This window comes from Terriglobales bacterium, assembly GCA_035573675.1.
Classification (GTDB): Bacteria; Acidobacteriota; Terriglobia; order Terriglobales; family Acidobacteriaceae; genus DATMAB01.
In genome coordinates, this window is the sequence record DATMAB010000008.1 from 1 (window position 1) to 13,468 (window position 13,468).

The 13,468-nt window shown below is 63.6% G+C and carries 23 protein-coding genes; all 23 read left to right on the forward strand.

The window, feature by feature from the left end:
- Positions 1–206 precede the first annotated feature (206 nt).
- Complete coding sequence (gene rpsJ / locus VNK82_01790; GenBank protein ID HXE89674.1) at positions 207–536, forward strand: 30S ribosomal protein S10; 330 nt, start codon at positions 207–209, stop codon at positions 534–536.
- A gap of 71 nt (positions 537–607) precedes the next feature.
- A complete protein-coding gene (gene rplC, locus VNK82_01795) occupies positions 608–1,330 on the forward strand; it encodes a 50S ribosomal protein L3 (GenBank protein ID HXE89675.1) in 723 nt (240 codons plus the stop codon).
- Between the two features lie 10 nt (positions 1,331–1,340).
- Positions 1,341–2,000 carry a 50S ribosomal protein L4 gene (rplD, locus tag VNK82_01800; GenBank protein ID HXE89676.1) on the forward strand — a complete coding sequence of 220 codons (660 nt, stop codon included), beginning with the start codon at positions 1,341–1,343 and terminating at the stop codon, positions 1,998–2,000.
- Positions 2,000–2,293 (forward strand): 50S ribosomal protein L23, encoded by a 294-nt coding sequence (locus VNK82_01805; protein HXE89677.1) that lies wholly within the window; start codon positions 2,000–2,002, stop codon positions 2,291–2,293. The genes rplD and VNK82_01805 overlap by 1 nt, the downstream gene beginning before the upstream one ends.
- Positions 2,294–2,350: 57 nt before the next feature.
- On the forward strand, positions 2,351–3,175 hold the full coding sequence (gene rplB / locus VNK82_01810) for a 50S ribosomal protein L2 (GenBank protein HXE89678.1): 825 nt from the start codon (positions 2,351–2,353) through the stop codon (positions 3,173–3,175).
- A 99-nt stretch (positions 3,176–3,274) separates the two neighbouring features.
- Positions 3,275–3,655: a 30S ribosomal protein S19 gene (rpsS, locus tag VNK82_01815; GenBank protein ID HXE89679.1), complete on the forward strand. Its 381-nt coding sequence runs from the start codon at positions 3,275–3,277 to the stop codon at positions 3,653–3,655.
- Positions 3,656–3,663: 8 nt separating this feature from the next.
- Positions 3,664–4,086, forward strand: coding sequence for a 50S ribosomal protein L22 (rplV, locus tag VNK82_01820; GenBank protein ID HXE89680.1), 423 nt, complete (start codon positions 3,664–3,666; stop codon positions 4,084–4,086).
- Positions 4,087–4,094: 8 nt separating this feature from the next.
- A complete protein-coding gene (gene rpsC / locus VNK82_01825) occupies positions 4,095–4,754 on the forward strand; it encodes a 30S ribosomal protein S3 (protein ID HXE89681.1) in 660 nt (219 codons plus the stop codon).
- A 12-nt stretch (positions 4,755–4,766) separates the two neighbouring features.
- Positions 4,767–5,183, forward strand: coding sequence for a 50S ribosomal protein L16 (gene rplP / locus VNK82_01830; protein HXE89682.1), 417 nt, complete (start codon positions 4,767–4,769; stop codon positions 5,181–5,183).
- Positions 5,184–5,197: 14 nt separating this feature from the next.
- On the forward strand, positions 5,198–5,488 hold the full coding sequence (gene rpmC, locus VNK82_01835) for a 50S ribosomal protein L29 (GenBank protein HXE89683.1): 291 nt from the start codon (positions 5,198–5,200) through the stop codon (positions 5,486–5,488).
- A gap of 3 nt (positions 5,489–5,491) precedes the next feature.
- Positions 5,492–5,800: a 30S ribosomal protein S17 gene (gene rpsQ, locus VNK82_01840; GenBank protein ID HXE89684.1), complete on the forward strand. Its 309-nt coding sequence runs from the start codon at positions 5,492–5,494 to the stop codon at positions 5,798–5,800.
- A 26-nt stretch (positions 5,801–5,826) separates the two neighbouring features.
- Positions 5,827–6,198 (forward strand): 50S ribosomal protein L14, encoded by a 372-nt coding sequence (gene rplN / locus VNK82_01845; GenBank protein ID HXE89685.1) that lies wholly within the window; start codon positions 5,827–5,829, stop codon positions 6,196–6,198.
- A gap of 67 nt (positions 6,199–6,265) precedes the next feature.
- Positions 6,266–6,589, forward strand: a complete 324-nt coding sequence (gene rplX, locus VNK82_01850) for a 50S ribosomal protein L24 (GenBank protein ID HXE89686.1) — start codon at positions 6,266–6,268, stop codon at positions 6,587–6,589.
- A gap of 83 nt (positions 6,590–6,672) precedes the next feature.
- Positions 6,673–7,215 carry a 50S ribosomal protein L5 gene (gene rplE / locus VNK82_01855; GenBank protein HXE89687.1) on the forward strand — a complete coding sequence of 181 codons (543 nt, stop codon included), beginning with the start codon at positions 6,673–6,675 and terminating at the stop codon, positions 7,213–7,215.
- 324 nt (positions 7,216–7,539) lie between these two features.
- The gene (rpsH, locus tag VNK82_01860; protein HXE89688.1) at positions 7,540–7,938 is read left to right on the forward strand and encodes a 30S ribosomal protein S8; all 399 of its coding nucleotides are present in this window, start codon (positions 7,540–7,542) and stop codon (positions 7,936–7,938) included.
- Between the two features lie 24 nt (positions 7,939–7,962).
- Positions 7,963–8,502: a 50S ribosomal protein L6 gene (gene rplF / locus VNK82_01865; protein HXE89689.1), complete on the forward strand. Its 540-nt coding sequence runs from the start codon at positions 7,963–7,965 to the stop codon at positions 8,500–8,502.
- Between the two features lie 209 nt (positions 8,503–8,711).
- Complete coding sequence (gene rplR / locus VNK82_01870; GenBank protein ID HXE89690.1) at positions 8,712–9,092, forward strand: 50S ribosomal protein L18; 381 nt, start codon at positions 8,712–8,714, stop codon at positions 9,090–9,092.
- 19 nt (positions 9,093–9,111) lie between these two features.
- A complete protein-coding gene (gene rpsE / locus VNK82_01875) occupies positions 9,112–9,621 on the forward strand; it encodes a 30S ribosomal protein S5 (GenBank protein ID HXE89691.1) in 510 nt (169 codons plus the stop codon).
- 2 nt (positions 9,622–9,623) lie between these two features.
- Positions 9,624–9,836, forward strand: a complete 213-nt coding sequence (gene rpmD / locus VNK82_01880; GenBank protein HXE89692.1) for a 50S ribosomal protein L30 — start codon at positions 9,624–9,626, stop codon at positions 9,834–9,836.
- Between the two features lie 10 nt (positions 9,837–9,846).
- Complete coding sequence (gene rplO, locus VNK82_01885; protein HXE89693.1) at positions 9,847–10,290, forward strand: 50S ribosomal protein L15; 444 nt, start codon at positions 9,847–9,849, stop codon at positions 10,288–10,290.
- A gap of 85 nt (positions 10,291–10,375) precedes the next feature.
- Entirely contained in the window at positions 10,376–11,761 is a 1,386-nt protein-coding gene (gene secY, locus VNK82_01890) for a preprotein translocase subunit SecY (GenBank protein HXE89694.1), read from the forward strand.
- A gap of 23 nt (positions 11,762–11,784) precedes the next feature.
- Entirely contained in the window at positions 11,785–12,489 is a 705-nt protein-coding gene (locus tag VNK82_01895; protein ID HXE89695.1) for an adenylate kinase, read from the forward strand.
- A gap of 69 nt (positions 12,490–12,558) precedes the next feature.
- Entirely contained in the window at positions 12,559–13,365 is an 807-nt protein-coding gene (gene map / locus VNK82_01900; GenBank protein HXE89696.1) for a type I methionyl aminopeptidase, read from the forward strand.
- The last annotated feature ends 103 nt before the right edge of the window (positions 13,366–13,468 follow it).

Consider the following 13,468-nt stretch of genomic DNA (forward strand, 5'->3'; position numbering starts at 1 on the left):
AGATGGTGATGCCGGGGGACAACGTGAACCTGGAAGTGGAGCTGATCACGCCGGTGGCCCTGGAGAAGGGGCTCAGGTTCGCCATCCGCGAGGGCGGACGCACGGTGGGCGCCGGCACCCTGACGGAGATCCTGAAGTAGGTGCAGCATCGGCCGCGGTAGTCCAGCCCCTGGGGCGGCTTGCCGCATGATCTTTGAGGAAACAGAGTGATTGGAAAAGAGAGAATTCGCATCCGTCTGAAGGCGTACGACTACCGCGTGCTGGACCAGTCGACCAGCGAGATCGTCGACACCGCACGCCGCACCGGCGCGCAGATCGCGGGACCCATCCCGTTGCCCACGGTGCGCAACAAGTATTGCGTGCTGCGTTCGCCGCACGTGGATAAGAAGTCGCGGGAGCAGTTCGAGATCCGCACCCACAAGCGCCTGCTCGACATCCTCGAGCCGACGCAACAGACCGTGGATGCGCTCATGAAGCTCGACCTCCCCGCCGGCGTCGACGTGGAGATCAAAGCCTTCGGGAAGGAACATAAGTAAGCCGCTAGCTTCTAGCTACCAGCTAGCGGCTGGAAGCTGAACACGGAAAGCGGATAGCAGGAAGCGGAACAATGATCAACGGCATCCTCGGAAAAAAGGTCGGCATGACGCAGCTCTTCGATGACCAGGGCGACGTCCACCCGGTCACCGTGCTGCAGGCCGGTCCCTGCATCGTCACCCAGCGCAAGACGGCGGCGCGCGACGGCTATGACGCCGCGCAGATCGGCCTGGTCGAGTTCGTCAAAGAGAGCCGGCTCTCCCAGCCCGAGCGCGGACACCTGGCCAGGAACAGCCTGCCTCCTATGCGCTTCCTGCGGGAAGTGCCGGTGGAGATGGCGGGCGAGGGCGACAAGGTCAAGGCCGGCGACCGCGTCCTGGTGGACATTTTCCAGGGCGAGAAATACGTGGATGTCACCGGCACCAGCAAGGGACGCGGCTTCGCCGGCGTGGTGCGGCGCCACCATTTCGGCGGCGGACCCAAGTCGCACGGCCACATGTTCCAGGTGCAGGGCTCGATCGGCGCCTCGTCGTTCCCATCGCGCGTGTTCCGCGGCCAGCGCATGTCCGGACACATGGGTGACCAGCGCGTCACGGTGCGTAACCTGCGCGTGCTGGGTGTCGACCTGGAAGAAAACCTGCTGGTGGTCGAAGGCGCCGTTCCCGGCCCGAAGAACGGCTACGTGGTCATCACCAAGGCTCTGAAGCCGCCGCGCGAGCACCGCGGTTTCGTCGAGAGCGCCTCCGTGGACCCGCTGAAGGCGGCCAAGAAGGCGGCGGCGGGCAAGAAGCGTTAACGGAATCGTTATGGCGAAAATCGACGTTCTCGATCTGAGCGGCAAGAAAGTGGGCAGCATGGAGCTGGCCGACGAGGTCTTCGGCCGCGTCAACGCCGCCCTGCTGTGGGAGGCCGTGCGACATTTCCGCGCCGCGCAGCGCTCCGGCACCCACAAGACCAAAGGCCGCGGCGAAGTAGCCGGCTCGGGCAAGAAGCTGTGGCGGCAGAAGGGCACCGGACGCGCCCGCATGGGCTCCATCCGCTCGCCCATCTGGCGGCACGGCGGCACCGTGCACGGCCCCGTGCCGCGCTCCTATGACTTCGCGTTCCCGCGCAAGAAGCTGCAGGGCGCGCTGCGCTCGGCCCTAGCCGCCAAGCTCGAAGACGGCAAGCTGACCGTGGTCGAGAACTTCGAACTCGAAAAGCCCAGGACCAGGGAATTCCGCAAGGCGCTCGACGCCCTGCAGGTCGAAAAGACCGCGCTCATCGTGGATGGCACGGCCGAGAACCGTAACCTCGAGCTCAGCGCGCGCAATCTCGAGGGGGTGGAGATGGTGCGCGGCCATCAGGTGCATCCCTATCACCTGCTGCGTTACGACCGCGCCATCTTCGCGCGCACCGCGCTCGAGAAGTTGCAGCAGTCGCTCAAGCGCACCGCCTCGCGGCGCCGGGCGCAGGAGGTGGCCTGATGAAGTCGGCCTACCAGATCATCCGCCGCCCGGTCATCACGGAAAAAGGCCTGGGCGTGAAAGAGACCCAGGCCACGCTGGTCTTCGAGGTCGCCCCGAAGGCCACCAAGACCGAGGTCAAGGAAGCCGTCGAGGCCATCTTCAAGGTCAAGGTGGCTTCGGTGCGTACCGCAAACTTCCCCGGCAAGGAGCGCCGGCGCGGGCGCTTCGCCGGCTACCGGCCTGACTTCAAGAAGGCCTTTGTCCGGCTGAAGGCGGGCGAAAAGATGCCCGAGTACGCGCAGAACATGTGACGTCAGTGGCCAGTGGCCAGAGAAGGAAGACGTAGCTAAGAGCCAAGAGCGAATTTTATGGCGATTAAGACTTACAGACCGGTCACCGCAACGCGACGCGTGCAAACCACGCTCGCGAACGATGACTTGACCACGGATCGTCCGTACAAGCCCCTGACGGAACCGCTGAGGAAGAGCGGCGGACGCCGCAATGCGGGCGACATCACCGTATGGCATCGCGGCGGCGGACACAAGCGCAAGCTGCGCCTCATCGACTTCAAGCGTGACAAGGCCGGCGTGCCGGCCCGCGTCGCTTCCGTCGAGTACGATCCCAATCGCTCGGCGCGCATCGCCCTGCTCGAGTACGCCGACGGCGAGAAACGCTACATCCTGCAGCCGCTGGGGCTGGAAGTCGGCCAGAAAGTGGTGAGCGGCCCGGAGGCCGATATCCTGGTGGGCAACGCGCTGCCCTTGCGCAACATTCCGCCCGGTACCACGATCCACAACATCGAGCTCCGTCCCGGCAAAGGCGGGCAGATGGTGCGCTCTGCCGGCGGCGCCGCCCAGTTGGTCGCCAAGGAAGGCGACTACGCGCTGATCAAGCTGCCTTCCGGCGAGACCCGCAAAGTGCTGGTGGATTGCATGGCCACCATCGGCCAGGTCGGCAACCTGGACCATGAGAACATCGCCATCGGCAAGGCCGGCCGCAAGCGCTGGATGGGCATCCGTCCCACCAACCGCGGCGTGGTCATGAACCCGGTGGACCACCCGCACGGCGGCGGCGAGGGCAAGACCAGCGGCGGTCGCCACCCGGTCACGCCCTGGGGCCAGCCTACGCGCGGCTACAAGACTCGCAACAACAAGCGCACGGACCGCTTCATCGTGCAACGGAGAACGAAGTGATGCACGACGGGCAAGCCGGCGCGGTTGCGCCGTCGTCCTTCGGGATGAGGCTGGATCCGGGAGCTGGAAACCTGAAACTGGAAACTGGAAACTGACTTTATGGCGCGTTCTACCAAAAAAGGACCTTACGTTGAGCAGCGGCTCCTGGCGCGCGTCGAGGCCATGAACCAGCGCAATGAAAAGAAAGTGCTGCGCACCTGGTCGCGACGCTCCACCGTGGTGCCGGAAATGGTCGGCCATACCCTGGCCGTCCACAACGGCAAGAAGTTCATTCCGGTCTACATCACCGAGAACATGGTGGGGCACAAGCTGGGCGAGTTCAGCCACACCCGCATCTTCAAGGCGCACTCCATGAAGGCCGCCACGGAAACCGTGGCCAAGCCCGCCGGCGTGCCCGGCGGACCGGGAGCCATCGTGCCCTCGGCTCCCAGCGGCGGTGCGGCGGCTCCTCCGGCGGCCCCGGCGGCGCCCAAGGCATAGAGGCAGAAATGGAATTTCGAGCGGAAGCAAAATACGTTCGCGTCTCGCCGCAGAAGGCGCGCCTGGTGCTCGACCTCATCCAGGGACGCCAGGTGGAAGACGCGCTCAACACCCTGGCGTTCACCCGCAAGGGCTGTGTGTCCGACGTCAGCAAGGTGCTGCACTCGGCCATCCAGAATGCCAGCTACCTCAGCCAGGAAAAGGGCATGGACGTCGACCTGGACCGGCTGTACGTCAAGCGCGCCGTGGCTAACGAAGGACCGCGCATGAAGCGCATCCGCCCGGCGCCCATGGGCCGAGCCTACCGTTATCAGCGGCGCATGGCGCATATCGAAATCGCGCTCGCCGAACGGGGACGGAAGGACGAGCCAGCCGGTAAAACCGCAGCCGCCTCCCGAACGGTTGCCGCCAAGAAGGCAAAGAAGAAATAGAGGAGCACATGGGACAGAAAGTACATCCATACGGATTCCGGCTTGGGTATAACAAGCCGTGGAAATCGCGCTGGTTCGTGGAGCGCGACTACGACAAGCTGCTGCTCGAGGACGTCAAGCTGAAGGCCGAGCTCAAGGAGAAGCTCAAGAGCGCCGGCGTCAGTTCCATCGAGATCGAGCGTCCCGGCAACAAGCTGCGCATCATCATCCGTACCGCGCGGCCGGGCATCATCATCGGGCGCAAGGGCGCGGAGATCGACAAGCTCAAGCAGGAGCTGCAGAAGCGCACTTCGCGCGAGATCTACATCGACATCCAGGAAGTCCACAAGCCGGAACTCGACGCCCAGCTCGTCTCCGAGAACATCGCGCTGCAGTTGGAAAAGCGCGTCGGATTCCGGCGCGCCATGCGCAAGGCCGTGGATTCCGCCCTGCGCTTCGGCTGCAAGGGCATCAAGGTGCGCGTCGGCGGGCGCCTGAACGGCAATGAGATCGCGCGTTCGGAATGGTATCTGCAGGGCCGCCTGCCGCTGCACACCCTGCGCGCCGATATCGATTACGGCTTCAGCGAGGCCAAGACCACCTACGGCGTCATCGGCGTGAAGTGCTGGATCTACAAGGGCGAGATCCTCGGCCAGAAGAAGCGCCAGCCGCAGGCGGCGGGGTTCTAGGAGAACGGCGACATGCTGATGCCCAAGAAGGTCAAGTACCGCAAGCAGCAGCGCGGACGCATGCGCGGCAAGGCTTGGCGCGGAAGCGAGCTCGCCTTCGGCGACTATGGGCTCAAGGTGCTCGAGCCCGGCTGGATCACCGACCGGCAGATCGAAGCCAGCCGCGTCGCCATGACCCGCTTCGTCAAGCGCGGCGGCAAGGTGTGGCTGCGCCTGTTTCCGGACAAGCCCGTGACCAAGAAGCCGGCCGAGACCCGTATGGGCAAAGGCAAGGGCGCGCCCGACCATTGGGTGGCGGTCGTGCGGCCGGGCAAGATCCTGTTCGAGATGGAAGGCGTCACCGCGAGTGAGGCCGCGGAAGCCCTGCGCCTGGCGGCGCACAAGCTCCCGCTCCGCACCCGGATGGTTTCACGCGCGGGAGCGCACTGAGGCGGAGGAGAGCCATGGCATTGAAGCGAGCAGCGCGGCGCAAGAGCGAGGCCCGGCCGGCCACGCCGGTCCTGCGTCATGAGAACCGGCGCGCGGAGAAGTTCCGCAACCTCTCTCCGGCCGAGCTCGCGCACCAGCAGCGCGAGATTCAGGACCAGCTTTTCCGCCTGAAGTTTCAGTTGAAGATGGGCCAGACCGAAAGCCTCAAGAAGATCCAGGAGCTGCGGCGCAACCTGGCGCGTGTCAAGACCATCCAGCGCGCCCGCGAGCTGGGCCTCGAATCGGTCGGAACGGAGAAGAGGTAAGCGATGACGCAGGAAGCAGCCAGCCACGTCGAGGCGCGCAAGGTCCGCGTCGGCGAAGTGGTCTCCACCAGGATGCAAAAGACCATCGTGGTCGAAGTGACCAGCCAGAAAGCGCACCCGCTCTATCGTCGCGTCATGAAGCGCTCGAAGAAGTTCTACGCCCATGACGAGAAAGGGCAGGCGCATGTGGGCGACATCGTGCGTATCGAGGAGACCCGCCCGCTCTCGCGCCTGAAGCGCTGGCGGCTCAAGGAGATTGTGCGTCGCTCGGCGCTGGTGCCCGAGCGCATCGAGGAGGCCCAGGCTTCCTGATCGGCGGCCGTACGGGAGATGACACCATGGCAGTCATGATGCGTTCCATGCTCGAGGTGGCCGATAACTCCGGCGCCCGCAAGCTGCAGATGATTCTGCCGCTCGGCGGGCACACCGGGCTCTCGGCCGGTCTGGGCGACGTGATCACGGCCAGCGTCAAGGAGGCCTCGCCCGACAGCCAGATCAAGAAGGGCAAAGTCGTCAAGGCGGTCGTGGTCCGCACCCGCAAGGAGCACCGCCGCCGCGACGGCACCTACATCCGCTTCGACCAGAACGCCGCCGTGCTGATCAACGAGGCCGGCGAGCCCGTCGGCACCCGCGTCTTCGGACCGGTCGCCCGCGAGCTGCGCGAGAAAAAGTTCTTGAAGATCGTCTCCCTCGCCCCGGAAGTGCTCTGAGGCGTGGGAATGTGAAACGCGAAACGAGAAGCGAGAAACGGTTTCAAGCCAGGAGCCAGCAGCTTTTATGCACGTACGCGTAGACATTCGGCGCAACGACACCGTGCGGGTCATCACCGGGCGCGACAAGGGCAAGGAGGGGCGCGTGCTCCGCGTCTTTCCCAACGACCGCAAGGTGCTGGTCGAGCACGTCGCCATGGTCAAGAAGAACGTCCGCCCCAACCCGCAGCGCAACATCAAGGGAGGCGTGGCCGAGCAGGAGAGCCGCATTTCGATCTCCAACGTCATGCTCGTCTGTTCCACCTGCGGGCCGGTGCGCATCGGCCATGATCACCGCGGCGACCGCAAAGTGCGCGTCTGCCGCAAGTGCGGTACGACGTTAGATAAATGAGCCGGTTTCCGTGTGTCCGCGGGCGTCCGCGGCGCTACGGCAAAGCCGCAAAGCTTAAGAGCTAGAAGCTAAGAGCGGAACTTATGCCAGCCCGACTACGAGAGAAGTTCAGAACCGAAGTGGCTCCGGCCCTGATGAAGGAGTTCAGCCTCAAGAACCCCATGGCGGTGCCGCGTCTGGAGAAGATCGTCGTCAACATGGGCGTCGGTGAAGCGACGCAGAACGTCAAGGTGCTCGACCCGGCCGTGCACGAGCTGACGCAGATCACCGGCCAGAAGCCGGTGGTCACCCGCGCCAAGAAATCCATTGCGGCGTTCAAAGTGCGCAGCGGCATGCCCATCGGCGTGATGGTCACGCTGCGCGGCGACCGCATGTACGAGTTCTTCGACCGGCTGGTGAACATCGCCCTGCCGCGCGTGCGCGACTTCCGCGGCGTCTCCACGCGCTCCTTCGATGGGCGCGGCAACTACACGCTGGGCTTGCGCGAGCAGCTCATTTTTCCGGAGATCGACTACGCCAAGGTGGATAAGCTCAAGGGCATGAACGTCACCATCGTCACCACCGCCAGGAGCGACGCCGAGGCCCGTGCCCTGCTCAAGCATCTGGGCATGCCGTTTAGAGGGTGAATTTGGTTTTCAAATGATTCAATGACTCAATTCGATTCAATGAACCAATAGGAACTCATGGCCCGAACATCACATGTCGCCAAGGCGAAGAAGAAGCCGAAGTTCTCCACCCGCCGGCACAACCGCTGCAGTCTGTGCGGAAGGCCGCGTGCTTTCCTGCGCAAGTTCGGCATTTGCCGGCTTTGTTTCCGCGGGTTGGCGCTGAGGGGGGAGATCCCCGGTGTTTCCAAGTCGTCCTGGTAAGAACGGAAGTACGCAGTCACGACGAATTCGAACGCCGCTTGCCCTCTGGGGGCGGGCGGCCCGAGTGAGGTAAAGATAACGATGAGTGTCACCGACCCGGTCGCGGACTTGCTGGCGCGCATTCGCAATGCCGCCAGTGCCCGCCACTCCAAGCTCGATGTGCCCGCTTCCCGGCTGAAGCAGGAGATCTGCCGCATCCTCAAGGAAGAGGGTTACATCGCCAACTTCAAGCTGGTGGAGGAAGGCGGACGCCGCCTCCTGCGCCTGCATCTGAAGTATGGCCCGGACAACGAGAGCGTGATCTCCCACCTGGCGCGCATTTCGCGCCCCGGCTGTCGCGTCTACGTCGGACGCAATGAGATCCCGCGCGTGCTGGGCGGCATGGGCATCAACATCCTCACCACGCCCAAGGGCGTCATGACCGGCCGTCGCGCGCGCCGCGAGGGCGTCGGCGGTGAGGTTCTCTGCGAGGTCTGGTAACCGCGTCGCGAAGCGAGAAACGCTATGTCGAGAATCGGGAAAAAGCCCATCGCCATCCCCGCCGGGGTGAAGATCGAAGTCAAGGGCAACGTGGTCGCCGTCCAGGGTCCCAAGGGCACGCTGGAAACCGCCCTGCCCGCCGGCATCCGGGTCGAAAAGAAAGACGGATTCCTGCAGGCCGTGCGCGAAAGCGACCAGCATGCCGCCGTGCACGGGCTGGCGCGTGCCCTCGTGCAGAATGCCGTCAACGGCGTCACCCAGGGCTGGACCAGGGAGCTGGAGATCGTCGGCATCGGCTACCGCGCCGAGCTCAAGGGCAAGCACACGGTCGTGTTCAGCCTGGGATATTCGCATCCCATCGAGTTTCCGCTGCCTTCGGGCATCAGCGTTGCCATTGACGCCAAGCAGACGCGCCTCACCGTCAGCGGCATCGATCGCCAGAAGGTGGGCCAGGTGGCGGCCGACATGCGCGGCCTCCGCCCGCCCGACCCGTACAAAAACAAGGGCGTCCGCTACGTCGGCGAGCGCCTGAAGAAGAAGGTCGGCAAGACAGGAGCCAAATGACGGCGCTTAGCGGGCGTGAGCGAGGCGAGCGGAGCGAGACGAGTGGGAGCCCGCTGCCGTCATCCTGAGCGAGCCGACGGAGCGTCGCGACGGAGGCGAGTCGAAGGATCTAAGTTTTGAAGCCGGTGGGAGAGCCGGGCTTTAGCCCGGCGTTAGGAGCGATTGCAGACGGGCTTTAGCCCTGGGCTTCGCAAGGAGGTAAGAACGAAATGATCGCCAAACCTTCCAAGAATGCTGTGCGGCAGCGCATCCACCAGCGGATCCGCCGCAAGCTGATGGGGACGGCCGAGCGGCCGCGCCTGAACGTCTACCGCTCGCTGAACCACATCTACGCCCAGCTCATCAACGACCTCGATGGCGTCACCCTGGTGGCCGCCAACTCGCTGGAGGGTTCCGAAGGCGGCAAGGGCAAAGGTTCGCGGCCCACCGGCGGCAACGTCGCTGCCGCTAAGGCCGTCGGAAAGCGCCTGGCCGAACGCGCTAGGGAGAAGGGCGTCTCCAAGGTCGTGTTCGACCGCGGTGGTTACCTTTACCACGGACGCATCAAAGCCCTGGCCGATGCCGCCCGGGAAGCAGGATTGCAGTTCTAGCCCAATTTTGAGAGAGCGGATGCCGGCAGCCAAGAAAAGACTCGACGCAGGTCAGTTCCAGTTGAAGGACCAGGTGGTTTCCATCAATCGCGTCACCAAGGTCGTCAAGGGCGGCAAGAACCTGTCCTTTGCGGCCCTGGTGGTGGTGGGTGATCCCACGGCCGCGGTGGTGGGTTACGGTTCGGGCAAGGCTCGCGAAGTGCCCCAGGCCATCCGCAAGGGCATCGAGGCCGCCAAGAAGAACCTGGTCAAGGTCCACCTCACGCAAAGCACAATCCCGCATGCCGTGCTGGGACGCTTCGGCAGCGGCATGGTGCTGCTCAAGCCGGCGCCGGAAGGCACCGGCGTCATCGCCGGCGGCGCGGTGCGGGCCGTGATGACTTCGGCGGGTGTGCAGAACGTGCTCACCAAATCCATCGGCACCGCCAACCCGCACAACGTCGTCAAGGCCACCTTCGACGCTCTGCGCCAGTTGCGCGACCGCGCCGAAGTCGCCACCCTGCGCGGCAAAGCGGCTGAGGAGCTGTGAGCATGAGCGCCAAGAGTCAGAAAAAATCCGGTACCCTGCGCCTGAAGTGGGTGCGTTCGGCCATCCAGGCGCCCAGGAAGCACAAGGCCGTCATCCGCGGGCTGGGCTTTACCCGCCTGAACCAGGTCATCGAGCGCGAAGACACCGCCGCCATCCGCGGCATGGTGGCTGCCGTGCCGCACCTGGTGCACATTGTGGACGGAGCCGCACGCTAAAGGAAACGCCATGAATCTTTCGACACTCAAGAGACCCAGGGGCGCCCGGCGCAATCCCAAGCGCGTGGGCCGCGGCATGGGTTCAGGAACCGGCAAGACCTCCGGGCGCGGACACAAGGGGCAGCTTTCCCGCACCGGCTACAGCCGCGCGCGCGGCTTCGAGGGCGGCCAGAACCCGCTCAAGCGCCGTTTGCCCAAGCGCGGCTTCACCAATATTTTCCGCACCGAGTATGCGGTGGTGAACCTGGAGCGCCTGGCGGCGCTGGGCGAGACCACCATTACGCCTGAGACCTTGCACAAGGCCGGCGTCGTGCGCCGCGCGCTGCCGGTCAAGATCCTGGGCGAGGGCGAACTCAAGACCGCGCTCACCGTCCGCGCCCACAAGTTCTCCAAATCTGCCGCCGAGAAAATAACGAAAGCCGGCGGCAAAGCGGAGCTGGTCGCCGCCAGCTAGATGGCTCGCGTGCAGTTGATTAGGGCTTGTTTTTGGTTTTGTTTTTTTGACTGGCCACTAACCACTGGCCACTGATAACTGTTTTATGTTCGAAAAGCTCGCCAACATCTTCCGCATTCCCGACCTCCGCAAGCGTGTCCTGTTCACGCTGGCGCTGCTGGCCGTCTACCGCCTGGGCGCGCACATCCCCACGCCCGGCATCGACTCTGCCGCCTTGCAGCGCTTCTTCGAGGGCAAGGAAGGCACGATTTTCGGCTACCTCGACCTGTTCAGCGGGGGCAACCTGCGCCGGCTGACGGTGTTCGCCCTGGGCATCATGCCCTACATCACCTCCTCCATCATTCTGCAGTTGCTGACCGTGGTCTATGAGCCGCTGGCCCGCCTGCAGAAGGAAGGCGAGCTGGGCCGGCGCAAGATTACCCAGTGGACGCGCTACCTCACCGTCATTCTGGGTGCGGCGCAGTCGCTCGGCATCGCGCTCTCGCTGCAGCGCGGCGAGGGCCTGGTCATCAATCCCGGCCCCGCCTTCATCCTGCTCACCGTGCTCACTCTCACTACCGGCACCGCCTTCATCATGTGGCTGGGCGAACAGATCACCGAACGCGGCATCGGCAACGGCATGTCCCTGCTCATCTTCGCCGGCATCGTGGTCGGCCTGCCGGGTGGGATTGCCGACCTGTTGCAGAAGGCCCAGACCCAGGCCTGGGGCGGATTCACCGTGCCCGCCATGGCCATCCTGCTGGTGCTCATGCTGTCGGTCGTGGCTTTTATCGTCTATGTCGAGCGCAGCGAGCGCCGCATTCCCGTGCAGTACGCCAAGCGCGTCATCGGACGCAAGGTGATGGGCGGACAGTCCACCCATCTCCCGCTGCGCGTCAATGCCGGCGGCGTCATGCCCGTCATCTTCGCTTCCTCGATCATCACCTTCCCCCAGACCATCGGCCTCGCCTTCAAGGACAACCGTTACATCGCTCCTATCCTGAACGCTCTCAATTGGGGCGAGCCGCTCTATAACGTGCTCTACGCCGCCGGCATCATCTTCTTTGCCTACTTCTACATCTCCATCGTTTTCAATCCGCGGGAAGTGGCCGACAACATGCGCAAGTACGGCGGGTTCGTGCCTGGCATCCGCCCGGGCCGCTGGACGGAGAACCACATCAACGACATCCTCACCCGCCTCACCCTGGTGGGCGCTCTCTATCTCATCATCATCTCGCTCATTCCGGAGTTTCTCATCACCGGCATTCACCTGCACCATCTCCCCGGCGCTTTGGGCGCGTTCTTCGAGCGCATGCCCAACTGGGTCTTGAACGGCCTGGGTCTGAACTTCTATTTCGGGGGGACTTCGCTGCTCATCGTCGTGGGCGTGGCCATGGATACGGTGAATCAGATCGAATCGCACCTCATCATGCGGCATTATGACGGTTTCACGCCGCGCAGCGGTCGCATCCGCGGCCGCAGGGCGTGGTAGCCGTGCACGCGGAGGCAGCCAAGATGAGCGATCCCAAGTCCCGTCCCATCGGTCCTGTCATCCTGCTGGGTGCGCCCGGCGCCGGCAAGGGCACCCAGGCCAAAATCATTGCCGAGAACTATGCCATTCCCCAGCTCTCCACCGGCGACCTGCTGCGCGACAACGTTGCCCGCGGCACCGACCTGGGCAAGCAGGCCAAGTCCATCATGGATGGCGGCGGCCTGGTCCCCGACGAGCTGGTCTGCAACATGGTGGCCGAGCGGCTCAAGCAGCCCGATTGCGACCGCGGCTTCATCCTCGACGGCTTCCCGCGCACCGTCGGCCAGGCCGAGTGGCTCGACAAGCTGCTTTCCGGTGATTTCTTTCCCGCCTCGCGCCCCAGCCGCCGCCCGCCCATTGTCATCAACGTGGCGGTCGGATATAATCAACTGATGCAACGGCTTACGGGCCGTCGCTCCTGTCCCGCCTGCGGGCGCATCTATAACATTTACTTTCAGCCCCCGCGTGTCGCCGATACCTGCGATGTGGACGGTACCAAGCTGGTCCTCCGCAAGGATGACCGCGAAGAAGTGATCAGGGAACGCCTCAAGGCCTACGAGAAGCAGACCCTGCCTTTGACCGACTATTACCGCGGCACGGGACGCCTGCGCGAGGTCAATGGCGATCAGGCCGCCGATAAGGTCACGGGTGAGACCCTGGGAGTGTTGGAGCATGTCGATTGTGCGTAAGTCGCCCGCCGAACTGGAGAAGATGCGGCAGAGCGGCCATACTTTGTGAGGAGTAGAGTTCACCTTGGAGTGAGGAGCTTGCCAGAGAGAATCACAGGACAGTTTCAGGCGCCGGTTGCTGGCACGAGTCCAGATGTTCGGGAGAAGCTCCGGAGGATGAAAAGTGCAGGCATTGCCCTACGCACTGTACTCGACGCTGTCGCAGCGGCGGTTCGGCCTGGTATTAACACATTCGAACTGGAACGCATTGCTAGAAGCAAAATCCGGGAACTTGGCGTCAAGCCTGCATTCTATCGGTATCGAAACTATCCCTGTTATTTGTGTACTTCGATCAACGAAGAGATTGTCCACGGCATTCCGCGAGAAGGTAAGAGACTCAGAGAAGGCGACATCATCTCGATAGATTGTGGAGTGAGGGTTGATGGCTACTATTCCGACGCTGCGGTTACTCTCCCCGTGGGGGAGGTTGAGCCTCGGATTCAACGGCTGATTGACGTGACTCGGGAAGCGCTGGAAAAGGGAATAAGTGAGGCGCGGGTTGGCAATCGCGTCGGCCATATTAGTTTTGCAATCCAGCAGCATGTCCAGCAACATGGCTTCTATGTGATTAAAGACTTTGTCGGACACGGGATTGGCAAGCAATTGCACGAAGAGCCACAAGTTCCTAACTATGGCGTTCCGGAAGAGGGCCACCTCCTGACCGAAGGCATGGTTCTGGCCATCGAACCGATGGTTTCGATGGGTACTTCCCTTTCGAGAGTTCTGGAGGATGGTTGGACAGCCGTGACTGCGGATCGAAGCTGTTCAGCCCATTTCGAGGACTGCGTGGCGATTACGACTTCAGGGCCCTTGGTCTTGACAAAGGGCTTCAACTAGAAAAATACCTTTCGTAAGCAGTGTCGCTTCGAACGGTACGCTGTATCTAGCAGCGCCCAAGCGCCGCAGGTGCGGAAGAGAATAGCCCAGGGCGGTGAGTCCG